This is a genomic window from Paenibacillus sp. GQ49 (assembly GCF_059759055.1).
On sequence record NZ_JCAXEL010000010.1, the window covers coordinates 162,142 to 179,454 of the forward strand.

At 48.0% G+C, this 17,313-nt stretch carries 12 protein-coding genes; 3 read left to right on the forward strand and 9 right to left on the reverse strand.

Annotated features, from left to right (window positions below):
• Positions 1 to 2 precede the first annotated feature (2 nt).
• The 6 genes from AC6CIF_RS18650 to AC6CIF_RS18675 form a co-directional block, all read right to left on the reverse strand.
• Positions 3 to 1,358, reverse strand: a complete 1,356-nt coding sequence (locus AC6CIF_RS18650; protein WP_498200987.1) for a diaminobutyrate--2-oxoglutarate transaminase — start codon at positions 1,356 to 1,358, stop codon at positions 3 to 5.
• A gap of 78 nt (positions 1,359 to 1,436) precedes the next feature.
• Positions 1,437 to 2,459 (reverse strand): ATP-grasp domain-containing protein, encoded by a 1,023-nt coding sequence (locus AC6CIF_RS18655; RefSeq protein WP_498200988.1) that lies wholly within the window; start codon positions 2,457 to 2,459, stop codon positions 1,437 to 1,439.
• A gap of 538 nt (positions 2,460 to 2,997) precedes the next feature.
• A complete protein-coding gene (locus AC6CIF_RS18660) occupies positions 2,998 to 3,819 on the reverse strand; it encodes an ABC transporter ATP-binding protein (protein WP_100526515.1) in 822 nt (273 codons plus the stop codon).
• Positions 3,820 to 3,832: 13 nt separating this feature from the next.
• Positions 3,833 to 4,876 (reverse strand): FecCD family ABC transporter permease, encoded by a 1,044-nt coding sequence (locus AC6CIF_RS18665; protein WP_498200991.1) that lies wholly within the window; start codon positions 4,874 to 4,876, stop codon positions 3,833 to 3,835.
• Entirely contained in the window at positions 4,873 to 5,886 is a 1,014-nt protein-coding gene (locus tag AC6CIF_RS18670; protein ID WP_498200992.1) for a FecCD family ABC transporter permease, read from the reverse strand. The genes AC6CIF_RS18665 and AC6CIF_RS18670 overlap by 4 nt, the downstream gene beginning before the upstream one ends.
• Before the next feature lie 97 nt (positions 5,887 to 5,983).
• Positions 5,984 to 6,997 carry an ABC transporter substrate-binding protein gene (locus AC6CIF_RS18675; RefSeq protein ID WP_498200994.1) on the reverse strand — a complete coding sequence of 338 codons (1,014 nt, stop codon included), beginning with the start codon at positions 6,995 to 6,997 and terminating at the stop codon, positions 5,984 to 5,986.
• A 424-nt stretch (positions 6,998 to 7,421) separates the two neighbouring features.
• Here AC6CIF_RS18675 and AC6CIF_RS18680 point away from each other — a divergent pair, with 424 nt between their 5' ends.
• Together AC6CIF_RS18680 and AC6CIF_RS18685 are read left to right on the forward strand one after the other, a co-directional pair.
• Positions 7,422 to 8,003, forward strand: a complete 582-nt coding sequence (locus AC6CIF_RS18680; protein WP_076213307.1) for a hypothetical protein — start codon at positions 7,422 to 7,424, stop codon at positions 8,001 to 8,003.
• A 262-nt stretch (positions 8,004 to 8,265) separates the two neighbouring features.
• Entirely contained in the window at positions 8,266 to 10,044 is a 1,779-nt protein-coding gene (locus AC6CIF_RS18685; RefSeq protein WP_498200996.1) for an alpha-glycosidase, read from the forward strand.
• A 384-nt stretch (positions 10,045 to 10,428) separates the two neighbouring features.
• On the opposite strand, the gene AC6CIF_RS18690 is transcribed toward AC6CIF_RS18685, so the two are convergent.
• From AC6CIF_RS18690 to AC6CIF_RS18700, 3 genes are read right to left on the reverse strand one after another with little or no spacing between them, the layout of a single operon-like run.
• Positions 10,429 to 11,808, reverse strand: coding sequence for an ANL family adenylate-forming protein (locus tag AC6CIF_RS18690; protein ID WP_498200998.1), 1,380 nt, complete (start codon positions 11,806 to 11,808; stop codon positions 10,429 to 10,431).
• Positions 11,802 to 13,220, reverse strand: coding sequence for a cysteine peptidase family C39 domain-containing protein (locus AC6CIF_RS18695; RefSeq protein WP_498201000.1), 1,419 nt, complete (start codon positions 13,218 to 13,220; stop codon positions 11,802 to 11,804). Before AC6CIF_RS18695 ends, AC6CIF_RS18690 begins: the two co-directional genes overlap by 7 nt.
• Positions 13,217 to 14,596 carry an alpha/beta hydrolase-fold protein gene (locus AC6CIF_RS18700; protein WP_498201002.1) on the reverse strand — a complete coding sequence of 460 codons (1,380 nt, stop codon included), beginning with the start codon at positions 14,594 to 14,596 and terminating at the stop codon, positions 13,217 to 13,219. Before AC6CIF_RS18700 ends, AC6CIF_RS18695 begins: the two co-directional genes overlap by 4 nt.
• Before the next feature lie 455 nt (positions 14,597 to 15,051).
• Here AC6CIF_RS18700 and AC6CIF_RS18705 point away from each other — a divergent pair, with 455 nt between their 5' ends.
• A complete protein-coding gene (locus AC6CIF_RS18705; RefSeq protein WP_498201060.1) occupies positions 15,052 to 17,199 on the forward strand; it encodes an alpha-amylase family glycosyl hydrolase in 2,148 nt (715 codons plus the stop codon).
• The last annotated feature ends 114 nt before the right edge of the window (positions 17,200 to 17,313 follow it).

The following is a 17,313-nucleotide window of genomic DNA, read 5'->3' on the forward strand; positions in this document are numbered from 1 at the left end:
CTTCAACATGCAGCCGTTGCTAGGGCAATCGCTTCAGCTACTGATTTCTCAAATATCGCCAGGATCGCACCCGATTCTTGTTCCGTAATATTCAGAGGCGGCAGAAAACGAACAACCGCTGAATGACGCCCGCCCAGTTCCACAATTAATCCATTCTTGAAACATTCACGCTGAATAGACTCAGCAAGTGCACCATTAGGCAGATAATGTCCCAGACGATCCTTGCGTCCCATTGGATCAACCACCTCAACGCCGATCATCAGTCCTCTGCCTCGCACGTCACCAATCTCTGCATACCGCTCTTTCATTGCATTCAGTTGATTCATGAACTGCTCACTGCGCAAATGTACGTTGTGTAGAACATCCTGTTCCCGAATATAACGAAGTGTAGCAAGTCCCGCAGCCATGGCCAGCTGATTGCCACGGAACGTACCTGTGTGTGCTCCAGGTTGCCATTGGTCCAGTTCTTCTCGGTAAATGACAACAGACATGGGCAGACTTCCGCCAACTGCTTTGGAGCAGATGATTACATCGGGTATGATTCCGGCATGTTCAAATGAAAACATCCGGCCTGTCCGTCCGATGCCTGTCTGCACTTCGTCGATGATGAGCGGAATACTTCGCTCTGCTGTGATTCGGCGCAGCTCCCTCAGCCATTCGATATCTGCAGGAATGGCTCCACCTTCACCCTGCACCGTCTCCACAATGACCCCACACGGTGCGGCAATACCGCTCTCGCAATCATCGAGCAAGTTCTCGATATACTGTGAACTTAACCGGGCCGTCATACCTTCACCAACACCAAATGGGCAGCGGTATTCATAAGGGAACGGCAGGAAATGTACATCGGGCAGCAGGCTTTGCAGATGTTGCTTCTTGCTCAGGTTGCCACTCATCGACATCGTCGCTTGGGTCGAACCGTGATAACCTCCCTGAAAGGCAAGAATGGACTTGCCACCTGTGGCATGTTTGACTAGCTTAATGGCTGCTTCTACTGCATCGGCTCCCGATGGACCACAGAACTGAATTTTGGCTTTATCTCGCATCTCTGCTGGAAGAATGGAGAACAGTTCTTGCATATATGCAAGCTTCAGCGGCGTTGCCAAATCCAGTGTATGAAGCGGAATCTGCTGATCCAGAACATCGCGAATGGCGTTGACCACCGTGTCATGGTTATGCCCCAGCGCCAATGTTCCTGCACCAGCCAGGCAGTCGTAGAATACGCGGCCTTCCGTATCGGTAATCTTCACCCCATGGGCCTTGCTAATGACAAGCGGGAAATGTCTCGGGTACGATCTTGCATTGGATTCCTTCTCATTTTGCATCTTCAGATATTCCGTCTGCACCTCTACTGACATAGCCCTCTAACGCTCCTTATAATCGATTCAGGCTGAACCTGCTGCCTGTGATTCTTGTTCTGCATCTTTTATCCGTTGTTATAAGCTGTATATCTTATATTGAAGTTGCTCCTGACACAGGTATTCCAGGTATAACCGAACCACATCACGAGTTGTTCCACCATGGGGAAAGACGTGGTGTGTCAGATCTGGCAAGGCGTTCACTTCCAGGATGCCTCCCTGATCTCTGGAGATCGGAGTGCGGATATCACGACAACGAACATCAACTCCTGCTACATCGATCTGAAGAGTCTTTGCCGCCTGAATGATCATCCGGGCATTTTCGGGATGAATGATTTCGGTACAATCCTTGTAGAATTCACTGATTTTTCCGGCGGCAGAATTGCGGAGATTGTATAACTCAATTTCTTTTCCCGCGGCAGGAACTTCATCCAGTGTTGTCCCTTGTGCATGTAATACCTCCAGCAGTCGTTCCGTGTCTGCATTGACCTCGGGAAACGCTTCATACTCGCCAATGAGTGTCATCTCGATTCGTTCCTGATTCAACTGCTCAATTAACGCTCGAACGGTTGAAGTTCCGTCTCCCTCAACATAGACAGGCCGATACTGGTTCACAGCCGCCACTTCTCCGTTGATGATCAGCACTCTGTAATCAATCCCGGTCACATATTGCTGTAACATAATGCTGCTGCCGTGGACACTCGCAAGCTGAATGGCTGTCTCCAGTTCTTCTTCAGTACGCACATCCAGCGTCACGCCCATGCTGCTGCTCGCATCCAGTGGTTTCACTACAATAGAGCCGTATCTATTCAGAAAAGCTACTGCTTCGCTTCCCATCTCCGGGATCACGATAAATGACGGTACAGGCATTCCCTGTTCATGCAGCAACATATTACATGCCTGCTTGTTCTTCGCGAGCAGTCCAGCGATTAACGGCAGACGATGAGATCTGGTTTTGTTAATGATGATCTCTTTGTCCCCTACAGACAGCTTCAGAAAATCTTCGCATCCCTCAAGAAGTGGCTCACAGGTGATGCCCATTTCTCTCGCTTTGCTTATAATGAGTCGGTTTTGCAGATTATGAATCCCTTTCGGAAACACTGAAAATCCTCCTCGATCGAATGAAAGTACTCGCTCCTATATAAGTTGAATACTGTTTTTACACGAAATCACTGCGCGGTCAGAACCATCTTCCGATCGCTGTTATCCCCAGATTTTTTTGAATCCCTTTACAAAGGGGAAATCCGGTGATAAAGGCGCACGCTACGCTTCTTCAGATCTGTTCTGCCCCCTCCGTTAAGGTGTGAAATTTGAATTAAACTTATATAGTTCATACTTCATCAATTTTTTTTGTAATTATATATTGATAATGATTATCAATATCATATAAAATCTATTTTATGGCAATTCGAGTTATATTGTCAATAATAAACTTTTAAGGGAAAATAAGATTGAATTTCGTGTGGTTTAAGTTGATGCAGGTAGGCTTTTATCGAATAACAGGCACAACAAACCAGGCAAGCCTGGGACATGGTTTTACCAACGGCTTGCCTAATTTGTCATCTGCATGATCATGCAATGGAGTCGATGTGGAGTTTTGAATAACTATTGAACGAATCAAGAGCGGACTTTTTGATCTTCAAGCCAATTGTGTATAACGCTGTTCCCCATTCAGCTTCCTTCCCCGTCCGTGCGGGATACAGGTTGGTGTGCCGAATAGCGGATCAACTGCAATCTCACACTCCATCTGGAAGACTTTACGGACCATGTCCTGTGTAACAATATCTTCCGGTTTACCTTCTGCGTAGATCGACTTGTTGTGAACAGCCACAATGTGATGCGCATAACGACATGCCAGATTCAGATCATGAAGTACCATGACAATCGTGCGCCCTTCCCGTTCGTTCAACTCAAACAACAGATCGAGGATATCAATCTGATGTGTCATATCCAGATAGGTTGTAGGTTCATCCAGCAGCAGCGTTTCGGTACCCTGCGCAAGTGTCATCGCAATCCAGGCACGCTGACGCTGTCCACCGGACAATGCATCCACAGGTCGATCCGCGAGTTCTGTCAGATGTGTGGATTCAAGTGCCAGCTTAACCATGCGCTCATCCTCTCGTGACCATTGCTTCAGCCATGTTTGATGTGGATAACGTCCTTGCTTAACCAGTTGGTTCACCGTCAAGCCTTCCGGAGCGGTCGGGCCCTGTGGCAGGATGGACATGCGTCTTGAAATTTCCTTGGTTGGCAGCTTTGCAATCTCTTCGCCATCCAGCAGCACCGAACCGGAGCTGGATTTCAGCAACCGGGCCATCGTACGCAGCAGCGTAGATTTACCACAGCCGTTGCTACCAATCAGGACGGTAATCTGTCCCTTGGGAATGGTCAGGTTCAAATTTTCAATAATAGGATCTGCTCCATAGGAGATCGTAAGCTCCTTGGCTTCCAGAATACTCACAGCTCGCTCCTCCTCAAAACTGATTTCGATTCTTGAACAACAAATACAGGAAAAATGGTGCGCCTACGCCTGCGGTGAATACCCCTGCGGGAACATCTAACGGTAGAAAAGCTGTGCGGGCAATCAGATCTGCTGCAAATACAAGCAAAGCACCGACTAGGCCAGACACAATTAACATACTGCCGAACATCCGTCCAACCATTTTCCGGGCAATATGCGGAGCGATCAGGCCAACAAACCCAATGGTTCCGGCTACTGCCACGGCAATTCCCGCCAGCAATACACTGCATAACAACAATGCCGAACGATGCCGTTGAACGGTAACACCCAATCCCGTAGCCAGATCATCCCCGAACTCCTGTGCATTCAGACTACGGGCGAACCAGATCGCCAGCGGTACAACGATTACGATAACCGGTAAAATCGTTTGGACATCAGTCCACGATGCTCCATATACACTTCCTGTCAGCCAGATATAGGCTTGACCTGCCGTGTAGAACGGACTCAGGATCAGCATAAAGGTGGTTCCGGCTCCGGTAATAGCTGAAACTCCAATTCCGATCAGCACCAGACGGATCGGACTGACTCCCTTTTTCCAGGCAAGCACGTAGATGATCAATGCCGTCACAATTGCGCCAGCAATGGCGAACAACGGCAACAACTTGATACTTACCGCTCCACCCAGCAACGTAACAAAACCTACAGCTGCAACGGCCGCGCCGCCGGTGATGCCGATGACATCCGGTGAGGCCAGCGGATTACGGATAATACCTTGCAGAAGTGCGCCTGACATACCGAGGGCTGCTCCTACGAGCAGAGATAATAACACCCGTGGCAGTCTTAAGGTCAGCACGACGAAGTCATGCTCCCCTTCATTCAGACCGAATATCGTTCGAAGCACATCCAGCGGAGAGATAAAGTCACTGCCCACACTGGTACCAACAACTCCGGCCACCAGGAACAAGAGGATACACGTGCCGATGACAACCAATGATTTTCGTTCCATTTGCACCGAGACGGTGTCTTTTTTGTTGCGGAAAGTCAACAGCTTCCTCATATCTTCGTCACCCCCTTACGGGCAATGTACACGAAGAAGGGTCCGCCAATCAGTGCAGTCATGACACCAAGTGGAACTTCCTGCGGCATAATCACCAGCCTTGCCACCACATCCGCAGACAACAGCAGAATCGCTCCCCCTACAATAGAGTAAGGAACGAGCCAGCGGTAATCGTTGCCTACAAGTGCACGCATGATATGTGGGACAACCAGACCAACGAGCCCGATCGAACCGGCTACGGCAACCGAACCACCCGCCAGCAATACCGTAACAATTCCCATGAGCACCTTGACCAAAAGTACATTCTGTCCCATGCCTTTGGCGATATCATCACCCGTCAAGAGCAGATTGATGGCTCTGCCCATGAACAGAGAGACAATGGCTGCGGCTGTCATGTACGGCAGAACAGGATATAACATATCCAATGTCCGCCCGCTAACTGAACCGGCAAGCCAGAACAATACATCCTGCAATCCGGTTCCATCCAGCACCAGAATGGCCTGTGTGAACGAGGCAAACAATGCTGAGATAGCCGTACCCGCCAGTACAATTTTGATCGGTGTCAGGCCATCACGACCGAGGGAACCTAGCCCATATACAATTGCCGCCGCAACGGCAGCCCCTGCAAAACCAAACCACATCATGGTGGTTAGCGAAGATACGGACAATACCACGATGGCAATGACAATAAAAAAGATCGCCCCGGCATTGATCCCGAACACACTTGGCGATGCCAGCGGGTTACGTGTCAATGCCTGCATGAGTCCACCCGCCACGGCCAGACTTGCTCCCACAACGGCAGCAATAACTGTACGTGGCAACCGTTCCGTCAGCAGAACCACATGTTCCACAGAACTCTCGTCATAGAAATGCAGTGCTTCCCATGCCATCTGAAACGTGATATGTGTACGTCCCAGAATCATACTGGCTAGGCAAGCAAGTAGAAGTAATATGAATAAACCAGCCAGTCCATAGATCTTGGCGCTTGCCTTTGTAAAAAGGGGAAACATACTCTCACTCTTTCATCTGTAAAATGATAAAAGACCTGCCTGCCCATACACTTCGTTAACGAATGTCCTGGTGCATGGCAGGTCCTGCTCCTGTTAGTTAGTTCAGGTTGAACTGCTTATATAGATCGTCCAGCATCATGTTGGCCGATGTGTATCCACCTGCCATGTTCCAGGCCACTTCATCGACCTGAACCAGTTGGTTGTTCTTGACTGCATCAAGGTTTTTCCACAGTGGACTGCTGGTCCAATCATCATAATTTTTCTGGATGGCATCTGTTTCTGTGCCTGAGTTGAAGTTGAAGATCATGTCTGCATTCATATCCGGAATGTTTTCTTTGGAAGTCAATTCAACTCCCCATGTGTCTGCGTCATGTCCGGCAGGTCTGGTGAACCCAAGTTCATTCAGAATCTTACCTGCATATCCCATGTAGAAAATACGAACCTGATCGGCTCTAAAGTTCGTGATGGTTGCTTCAATTGGCAGACGATCCCCCATTTTCTCTTTGAAATCAGCTACACGGCCATCCCAATCAGACAACAATTTATCCGATTGCTCAACCATATTCATCGCTTCTCCAACAGTTTTCACCGTTTCTTTCCAGTCAAACAGCGTCTCCGTCACTACCGTTGGTGCGATCTGCGACAGTTGCTCATAGATCTCTTCATGTCTGATCTTCGTAGCAATAATCAAGTCGGGTTTCAACTTGTTGATCTCTTCCAGATTGGGCTGCGATTCCTGTCCTACTTGTGGAACTCCATCCAGATCTGCTCTCAAATATTCATATACCGGCTGCTGAACCCAGGATTCAACCACGCCTGTCGGTTTCACGCCAAGTGCAACAACGACATCATTCGCACCCTGGAACAGTGTCACGATCTTTTGCGGGGTTCCCTTGATTGTGGTTTCGCCCATGGCATGTTTGATCACTCGGGTCTGATCTTCAGTCGCACTGGCAGTTGTATCACTTTCATTATTGCTCTCATTGCTACTTGCAACTTGGCTGGACGTATTCGTTGTCTCGGCACTTCCACCCGAAGCACAACCAGCAAGTAGTGAAATCATCAGAATAAGTGCTGCATAAATGTATAGCTTTTTCTTTACTTTATACATGAAATCCGTCTCCCCTTTTTCCTCTAAATGATATTGAATCTCATTATCAATTGTATTGTAATAGAGTTGAAATCATTATACAAGCATTTTTTTTGGAAAAACTTCTCACTCCCTGTCGAACTCTTCAACTTCATAAAACAACATTAAATGAAGATATATTAACCCAACCAATACAATATATATCGATATAATACGGCTATACATAAACCATATATGTATTTTTTTCTCTATAACTTAACATGCACATTTCTCTTCTTACTTGTAGCTTCATCTAATACATGTCCTTTTGGATAGTGAATCATTATTCATTCATATGCGATTAACTGATGAATCAACTGTAAAACAATTCCTGTAATTTCTTGTCGTACTATGTTAGATTATCCATTGGAATAAAATCACATCTATAGATAGGGGAATTTTTAACGTGAAGAAATCTTGGATTTTATCATTTATTATGAGCTTTGTATTGCTCGGCGGGGTGTTCGCACCAGCAGGGTCCTATGCCGCTGCTGCGGATGACTCAACCACTACATATTCAGAAGACGAATACTATGAAGAAGTTGACACGTCAGAACAAGAACCGATTCCTACAGTCGAAGAAGAAGATTTCCTCAACTACCTGGATGCATTGACTGATCCTGCCGTATACGAGAAGAAAGCCTTGAATGCAGTGGGTGGCAGCACGTACATCACATCTTCCAATCGCAAATCCTTCTATCTGAAACTAAATAATACAGCCATCCCTAACTACACCAAGTATGTCTCCATGCTGAAACAGATCAAACCGGAGAACGCTGAACTGAAAAAAATCCATGCCAAACTGATCAAAGGCAGCTATGCTCAGCTTGAAGGATATCAATTGTTCAAAAAGTCTGTTGCCAAAACAAAAGTAAACAGCAAGCTCCTTAAACAAGGTAATGACAAGATTGCATTAGGAATCAAAAGCATTCAACAATACCATGCTGAAATCAGAGCCTATGGCGAAAAACTCGGCTATCAAATGTAAAGCAGCCACACATGTATAACGTCAGACTACACTATTCTGGCGTTCACGTGTGAATGGAATCATCGTTTTATCCTTTTTAAGAATTTTTGAAATTTAAGGAAAAAAAGTGTTTTCTTTTGCTGCGTTAGTTCGTATAATAGCACTATAATCAAAAGGCTATGCTGCCGAAAGGTACAACCTCGTGAACAATTGAGGTTGTGCCTTTTTTGCGTTTAATGGCCGCTTTTATCTGAATTTCATCATCTGACGAGGAGTGATTTACATGATTCTTGAAGCCATCTACCACCGCCCCAAACTCAATTGGTCTTATGCTTATGACCGCTCGACCATGCACCTCCGACTTCGGTCCAAACGTGGGGATCTGGATGCGGTGATTGCCATTACCGGTGACAAATATGCCTGGGATCGGACGATCACACATATCCCTATGCACATCTTTGCCCGGGATGAAATGTTCGATTATTGGGAAGCTGAGACTTCACCTCCCTATCGCAGATTGCGGTATGGATTCCAACTGATTCAGGGAGAGGAATCAGTCTGGATGACAGAACGTGGATTCGAGCAGGCGCTGCCTGATCATCCACTTGAATTTTTTGATTTTCCATTTATGAATCCAGTCGACATTTTTGAACCGCCTGCCTGGGTTAAGGACGCTGTGTTTTATCAGATTTTCCCTGAACGTTATGCCAATGGCGATCCATCCATCAGTCCCAAAAATGCAGAACCCTGGGGAGGAGAACCTACACCGGTGAACTTCTTCGGCGGTGATCTCCAAGGTGTGCTGGATCATCTGGATCATATAAGTCAGCTTGGCATCAATGCCATCTACTTCTGTCCGCTGTTCGAGGCCACGATGAATCACAAATACAATACAGGCGATTACATGAAAGTTGATCCTCACTTCGGAACCAATGAACAGTTCAAGGCGTTCGTGGACGCCTGTCATCAGCGCGGCATACGTGTCGTTCTGGATGCGGTATTCAATCATTCCGGCAGAGAGTTCCCTCCTTTTGTCGATGTCATGAAGAATGGAGCCTCTTCCCCCTACGCAGACTGGTTTTATATCAAGGACTGGCCGCCACGTGTGGAGGATGGCATACCGACTTATGACACTTTTGCCTTTGAACCGCTTATGCCGAAGCTAAATACAGAACACCCTGAGGTGAAAGCATATCTGCTGGAGGTAGGACGTTTCTGGATTGAAGAGATGGACATTGACGGCTGGAGGCTCGATGTAGCCAACGAGGTGGATCATCAGTTCTGGCGCGAATTCCGTCAGACGGTAAAAGCCATCAAGCCTGACGCCTATTTGCTTGGTGAGATCTGGCATGACTCGCTCATGTGGCTTCAGGGAGACCAGTTCGATGCCGTGATGAATTATCCGTTTACCAATTCGGTATTGGACTATACGGTGCATGGCAAGCTCGATGGACTTGGATTCGCCAATGAGATCGGCAAACTGCTTGCAGCCTATTCACAGCCTGTAACGGAAGCCGCCTTCAATCTGCTTGGAAGTCATGATACACCCAGACTGCTGTCCTTGTGTGATGGAGATGAGCGCAAGATGAAACTTGCCGTTACGTTACTACTTACGTATCCAGGTGTGCCATGTATCTATTATGGAGACGAAGTGGGGCTTGACGGGGGATATGATCCGGGTTGCCGCAAGTGTATGGAGTGGGATGAGACCAAGCAGAATCGCGAGCTTCTGGAATTCTTCACCCGTACGATTTCCCTTCGCAAACAGCACCCTGCCCTGCGCAGCACGGAACTGAAGATTGTATATGCGAAAGCCGGAGACCCTTGTCTTGCCATCGAACGATTGGATTCGCAGACGGGAGAGCGCATGCTTCTTGTGCTGAATGCGGGTGATGAGCCGTGTACCCTTGAACTCCCTTTGGCAGATCGTAACGTCTGGCGAAATCTGTTCACATCAAACACCGTGGAAGCTCGGCAAAATAAACTGACCCTCGATCTGGAAGCATACGGATTCTCCCTGATGAAACTTGAGGTTAAACAACCAGCTAGAGGCCTGAGATAAATACAGCTAACAAGGGAAAATAACTTCAAAAAGGCTGTCCTCCAGGTGATATGCTCCCCATAAAGTAGACAGATAAAATAATAAAATCCTGTTACTGTATGGGTAGCATATCAGACCAAGGACAGCCTCTTCTGTATCTTATACGTCATATCCTAACGAACCCAGCACACCTTATTCGCTTCATTATACGCGGGTTAAATGCCTAACGAATCAGAGAGACCTTATTTCGTCCAATACGTCGATTTTCGAGACCAGAAGCCGTATTTTTGAAGCAATAACGTTACTGAGATTCGTTAGGTTTTTACTTTTCTTGTTTATCCCATCAATACGATGTTTAAGGTTCGATAGCGATTCAAGCAAGGTGAAACTCTTCGAGGCAGCGACCTATTTCCCAGCCGAGGCGAAGGGTGTCGAAGTCATCGGTTTTCGTATTTTCTTCATTCTTGAACTTACGAGCGCTCCCTGTGTAATTACGATTTTCTGCGGAATCTTGTATGAAGGCAGCTTGTCCCGACAATATTCCCAGATGGATCGCCGCAGATCGGTGAGAGTACATTCTGTAGCCAGCCGGATCGTCACCTTCACCCTCTGACCAGTGATACCACTCTGTTCTCCCGAAACTACGGCCGCTTCAATACATTCCATCTCTTCCAGAACACCCTCGACCTCGGCAGGATACACTTTCCGTCCCCCTACGTTAATGATCTCGGAACGACGTCCCAGAATACGAATGTAACCCTGCTCCAGCACAGCTTCATCCCCAGTACGTAGCCACCCGTCCTCTGTAAAAGGTGAAGGTGCATTCAAATATCCGATCATCGCAGTTTCGGTATGGATCTGCAATTCTCCTTCCACCACCCGGTACTTGACCCCTTCATCTTGAATGGAAAACAGCAACGAGCCTGGCTCTTTGGAGCGGGTTGGCAGAATGCCCAGTTCAGACATGCCATAGGCTTGTATCGTCCTTAGTTGTGGAAATCTCCGGTTCCAGGCTGCCAGTACGGATTCAGGCATCACTTCCGATCCGTATGACACAACTTCGAGACTGGATAGATCATACCCCTCATCATTTCTGCCCAGCAGCAACAGATTCATGAATGTTGGAGAGACCGGAAGAGCCTGCACACGAAACTTCTCAATCGTTCGGCACACTTCTTCGGGAGATCGATCCGCAATGATACACAGACAGCCCCCACTGGACAGGGATTGCAGCATGGTATTCACACCACCGATATGATCAAACATCATGAATGGAATCGTTCGCAAAGGCCGAACCTGCCGCCGAAAACGATGTAACAGCCGATCTGCACGATGGACAGTCGCTTTGCTTACTCCGGTTGATCCAGATGAAAAGAGTACCAGTCCGCCTACGCCCTCCTGTATCAGCGAGGATAACAACACAGGAACCTCTCCCGATAATTCACACGTTTGCCGAATGCACAACTTGCCTTCTTCAATGCCCAAACGCCATTTCACCTGTGCCAGTTGGATGTATTCCTCTCGCTTGGCTTCAACCAGGTAACGATCCATGGGGAGCACGATACACCCTTGTCCGAGCAAAGCAACCAATGCTGCCGCTGCATAGGGGGAATAGTCTTCCTCCAGCGTTACAAGTTGCCCAGTCAGCCCTTCTGCTGTAATCCACTTACTCATGATGCCAACCTGTTCCAGCAGCCACTGATAGCTGTACTCCTGATCTTTCCAGATCAGTGCAGGATGCTGTCCCTGTTCCGCGAATCGTTCAAGCAAGAATTGGTTCAACATCTTGCATCCTCCTCACCGGCAGGCGCCCATTGCTGTGCGAGATAATCAACAAGTGAACCTACAGTCTGATATGGGCTTTCCGGCATGGAAGCAACAGCCATCTCCGCCAGTGCGGCTCCCATCCCCGTCCCCCATCGATCTTCGATTCCCTGCTCTACCACTGCAAGTAATGACACGAGTTCCAGCGAATCCAGTTGCCCACTTCGTCCGTACAGTGGAGCGTTACCACCCTCCCCAAGTGGAATCGATGTATTATGGTACGCGTTTAACTCCCGGCAACTATCCAATACGATACGGAGCAAATCCTCCCTGTGTTCTTGTCCGATCATCGACACAGCCTGGCGCGGGAAGCAATCTGCCTGAGGTATGGAGTGCCGAAGTGACTCATACCAGTGCCATTCATCCGTGACCAACATTTTAATTACACCTGTTAGCTGTACTTTCCAGTGCTTACGCTGCTTTATCCGACTGACCTGAAGCATATTGTAGGCCTTCTCCCAACGTACGATAATTCCGCTAAATTCTCTCGCATATTGATCAAGTGGAGAACCGAGCCATAAGGCAGACTCCTGAAGAAGATCTCGAAGAAAATATCGACTCCATCGCATATCAAACAGCAGACCGGATATCAGCATTTCATTGCCCTGCTCCCCTTCATTCGCCTCATGCAGTGCATGTAACAGTTGCAGCGATACCGCATGTCCAAAATAATAATTGCGCTCTTCTTGTGTAATCGTCCTGCCTGTCAGAAATTCTTCAATCTGTGTTGTCAGCGCCTGGGTCAACATCTCGCGATAACCCGCTGAGTCCAGTTTCACAGTCGCCCGAATGTCCATAGTGCCATACGTTCGAAGTTCTTCTTTGCGCTTGGCCTGAGCAAGCTCGGGTATACTTTGGTTACCTTTCCAGAAGTCATGAAAGGCCCTTTGAGCAACCTTTCCCTTATACTTGGAGGGCACGGGATCGTAGACGTGAACATGCTCATCTTCCAAACCATATACGGCAATCCAATGGTCTACCAGATGTAGTCGGGAGCCCTGCTTCACATGTTTGCGAATGTACTCGGGATTCTGATAATCCTCACAGTAAGGCAGATGATAACTGGTTCCTGTAGCCAAAAAAAGCCCACCTTCTCCAATATACTGCCGGATCTGTGTCTTGCCTTCTTCGAAGCTGTCCAGCTGTCGCTGACCATATATCTCCCAGATCGGCTCTACATAATCCAGTTTGTGAAAATAAGGCTTCACCAGTCCGTTATCCCCGCACGAAGGAAGGCTGTACAACCGACTTGCCGCCAGCAGTGCCAGACTTGTGATGGATCCTTGTCGATGGAGCACTTCATGAATCAGAGGAAAATTGCAGGGATAATAATAGGGAATGTCCAGAACTGGAGCGAATGAAGGAATGATCATTTTGGGCCTCCTGTTCCCGTTTTGGCAGACGTACTGCCCCAGGATTGGATTAGGTAATGCACAGTCATATCTTCTGTCGCTCGAAATACCCGATTGGCAATAGGTTTGCCATCTACATCGGTCTCGAAACGACGAAAACCGCGAGTAAATCGGAAGGAGAAACCACTATCACGCGGGACTCGATAACAACCTTCATATCGACCTGTACCAGAACGAACAAGCTTCATGCCCATCCCACCATATATCGTCTCCTCCGAGTCTTCGTCGGGAGCTACGTCTGCATGAATGCAGACCTCCACATGATTGGACAATTCAGGAACGACCGTATAGATGCGTGTAGCAGACAGTTCCCCCACAGTCAGCGTGATGGATGCACTTCCAATACCGACAGGAACCAACTCTCCACTCGCATGAACCTGAAGTACATTCGGGTCACTCGAAGTATAATTCCCATGCAGCAGACTCTGAACCAACCCACTCTCGTAGTGCATTTGTGCATTGATACACACAGTCATTCCACCCTGTAGTCCGATGACATCCCTTCCAAGCAGTTCGAGCGAGGAGGGCTTACCCACGTGGCCGAACATATACAGTAACGGGAGGTGAATGCGCGCTCCCCAGTCACCTTCCTGATGACAGGCACCCGGCTGTTCCAGAAATGCCAATTCCTCATCCGATCCTACTCCGCGTTCAAGTAATTGATGAGCTACCCTTCTGACCTGAGAAGGCAGAAACAATCCTTCCGTATCTCCAATATCCATCCACATTCGAACGTCGGGTACCTCTTCTGGCAAGCGATACATGTTTTCTTCCAACAGCCCGCTCTCCGATGTTTCGTCCAGCTGCACATCTACATAGAATGGCGACATCATGATCAGTTTTCCGAAAACATCTGGATTTCGCATTCCCATGTGCAATGTACAAAGTGCCGCGGCAGATGAACCTAACAGCCCGGTATTCTGCTTGTCTGGCAACGTCCGGTAACGATGATCAATGATCGGCTTGAGCTCATGAATGATGAAATGTTCATAGGCGATGCCTGAGCACCCCACACTCACGGCCTCTCTCTCCGGAGCGATGAAGTGGTAGAATTCGTTGTGCGTGACTGGACGAACATGCGTAATGCCGACAATAATCAGTGATTCAATCTGCCCGGAGGAAATAAGACCGTCTGCTGCCTGGTCCATATTCCATGTTTCATTGCCTGGCCCGGATGGACCAAACGCCCGTTGCCCCGCATGAACGTACAAAACCGGATAATGCCGAGCTGTCTGCTCATGGTAACCGGGCGGGAGGTACACATAAATATTGCGGATATTGCCCAGCCGCGACGCCTGAATGCCTTCCAAACATTCGATGACAGAATGGGTACTCAACGATCATCAACCGCCTCTCTCTCCCAATTCGACTGCATAATACAAATAACCCCGCCTCAGAAGAGACGGGGTTGTCCCAGAACACACTTAAGTGTTCCGGGATACATAGCCCTTATATTGTGAATCTGCGAATAGTTTAAATCCCCGGACATGCTTTTGTAAACATAAAAATAGAAAATAAATGCTCTCAAAAAAGTTATTGACATAAGATCCAATATTTCTTACGATAACGTTGTGATCATAACTCGAGGGCCATGCTTTTAAACCTGAGCGGTTTAGGACAACCCCGGTAACTCCCGAAGGAGATGCCGGGGTTGTTGGCGTGTCAAAAGGAGGGAAGTCTTCAATCCACTGCGTAACATCCCGTTGTATTGAAAGCGCTATTATTCAAGAGCCAGGTTGGTTGTTTATCTAAACTACTACATTCACGAGAAGGGTGGATTACTATGTTTCAAATGGCCAAACGCGTACTCCTCAGCACAACACTGACACTCAGTTTACTTGCAGGGGGCGCACTTCCCTATCTGCCTGCTTCAGCGATCCATGCCGATGCGGATACCGCGGTTACCAACAAGCAAAACTTTAGTACAGATGTTATCTATCAGATCTTTACAGACCGGTTCCTGGACGGCAATCCTTCCAACAATCCTACCGGAGCTGCCTACGATGCCACTTGTAGTAACCTGAAGTTGTATTGTGGCGGCGACTGGCAGGGTTTGATCAACAAAATCAACGATAACTATTTTAGCGATCTGGGCGTTACGGCGCTGTGGATCTCCCAACCGGTCGAAAATATCTTTGCCACGATCAACTACGGCGGCGTGATCAACACAGCGTATCATGGCTACTGGGCACGTGATTTCAAGAAGACCAATCCGTATTTCGGAACAATGGCTGACTTTCAAAATCTGATTACGACTGCTCATGCCAAAGGCATCAAGATCGTAATTGACTTTGCACCAAACCACACGTCTCCTGCCATGGAAACCGATACGTCCTTTGCTGAGAATGGCAAGTTATACGATAACGGTAATCTTGTTGGCGGATACACGAATGATACGAATGGATATTTCCATCACAACGGCGGCTCCGACTTTTCCTCCCTGGAGAATGGAATCTACAAAAACCTCTACGACCTCGCTGACCTGAATCACAATAACAATACCATTGACCAATATTTCAAAGATGCCATCAAGCTCTGGCTTGATATGGGCGTGGATGGCATTCGTGTAGATGCGGTGAAACATATGCCTCTCGGCTGGCAAAAGAGTTGGATGTCCTCCATCTATGCACATAAACCTGTATTCACCTTTGGTGAATGGTTCTTGGGATCTGCTGCATCCGATGCGGATAACACAGAATTTGCCAACGAATCCGGGATGAGCCTGCTTGATTTCCGCTTTAACTCTGCCGTACGTGATGTCTTCCGGGATAACACGTCCAACATGCATGCTCTGAATTCGATGATTACAGGCACAGCGGCAGATTACAATCAGGTGAATGACCAAGTTACGTTTATCGACAACCATGATATGGATCGGTTCAAAACAAGTGCCGTGAACAATCGTCGTCTGGAACAAGCGCTGGCCTTCACGCTGACTTCACGCGGCGTACCTGCCATCTATTATGGTACCGAGCAGTATCTGACGGGTAACGGGGACCCTGATAATCGGGCCAAAATGCCTTCCTTCTCCAAAACAACGACGGCCTTCAACGTGATCAGCAAGCTGGCACCTCTACGCAAATCCAATCCAGCAATTGCGTACGGCTCCACTCAACAACGCTGGATCAATAATGATGTGTACGTCTATGAGCGCAAATTTGGCAAAAGTGTAGCTGTTGTTGCGGTGAACCGTAATCTCTCCACACCAGCAAGCATTGCGAATCTAAGCACTTCACTGCCAACAGGCAACTACACCGATGTATTGGGCGGTGCACTGAACGGTAATAATATCACTTCCACCAATGGCAACGTCTCTTCCTTCACACTGGCAGCCGGCGCAACAGCGGTATGGCAGTATACCACGACCGAAACAACACCAACGATCGGACATGTAGGTCCGGTGATGGGCAAACCGGGTAATGTCGTTACCATTAGCGGACGTGGATTCGGCTCCACCAAAGGTACCGTATACTTCGGTACAACAGCCGTTACCGGTGCAGCAATCACATCCTGGGAAGATACACAGATCAAAGTAACGATCCCAGCTGTTGCCGCAGGCAATTATGCTGTAAAAGTAGCTGCGAATGGCGTTAATAGCAATGCGTATAACAACTTTACCATCCTTACGGGTGATCAGGTCACTGTACGATTTGTCATTAACAATGCGTCCACCACACTGGGTCAGAACATCTATCTGACAGGTAACGTGGCAGAACTGGGCAACTGGAGTACGGGTACAACCGCTATTGGCCCTGCGTTCAATCAGGTTATCCATGCCTACCCAACTTGGTACTATGATGTGAGCGTGCCTGCCGGGAAACAACTGGAGTTCAAATTCTTCAAGAAAAATGGGGCAACCATTACGTGGGAAGGTGGTTCCAACCACACGTTCACCACACCAACCAGCGGTACAGCGACTGTAAATGTAAACTGGCAATAGAACATTCAGTCTATAAGCTAACCCGGAGTTACGCTAACGCAGCGTATGCTCCGGGTTTTGCTGTACCTAGCGAGGTTGCTTAGATTGCTTCTATCCTCTCTCTGTTGAATGTGT

What these genes read in the sequence shown, in the direction of transcription:
- AC6CIF_RS18650 (WP_498200987.1), bottom strand. Translation starts at nt 1,358, where the DNA reads ATGTCAGTAGAGGTGCAGACGGAATATCTGAAGATGCAAAATGAGAAG.
- AC6CIF_RS18705 (WP_498201060.1), top strand. Translation starts at nt 15,052, where the DNA reads ATGGCCAAACGCGTACTCCTCAGCACAACACTGACACTCAGTTTACTT.
- AC6CIF_RS18685 (WP_498200996.1), top strand. Translation starts at nt 8,266, where the DNA reads ATGATTCTTGAAGCCATCTACCACCGCCCCAAACTCAATTGGTCTTAT.
- AC6CIF_RS18690 (WP_498200998.1), bottom strand. Translation starts at nt 11,808, where the DNA reads ATGTTGAACCAATTCTTGCTTGAACGATTCGCGGAACAGGGACAGCAT.
- AC6CIF_RS18665 (WP_498200991.1), bottom strand. Translation starts at nt 4,876, where the DNA reads ATGAGGAAGCTGTTGACTTTCCGCAACAAAAAAGACACCGTCTCGGTG.
- AC6CIF_RS18695 (WP_498201000.1), bottom strand. Translation starts at nt 13,220, where the DNA reads ATGATCATTCCTTCATTCGCTCCAGTTCTGGACATTCCCTATTATTAT.
- AC6CIF_RS18670 (WP_498200992.1), bottom strand. Translation starts at nt 5,886, where the DNA reads ATGTTTCCCCTTTTTACAAAGGCAAGCGCCAAGATCTATGGACTGGCT.
- AC6CIF_RS18675 (WP_498200994.1), bottom strand. Translation starts at nt 6,997, where the DNA reads ATGTATAAAGTAAAGAAAAAGCTATACATTTATGCAGCACTTATTCTG.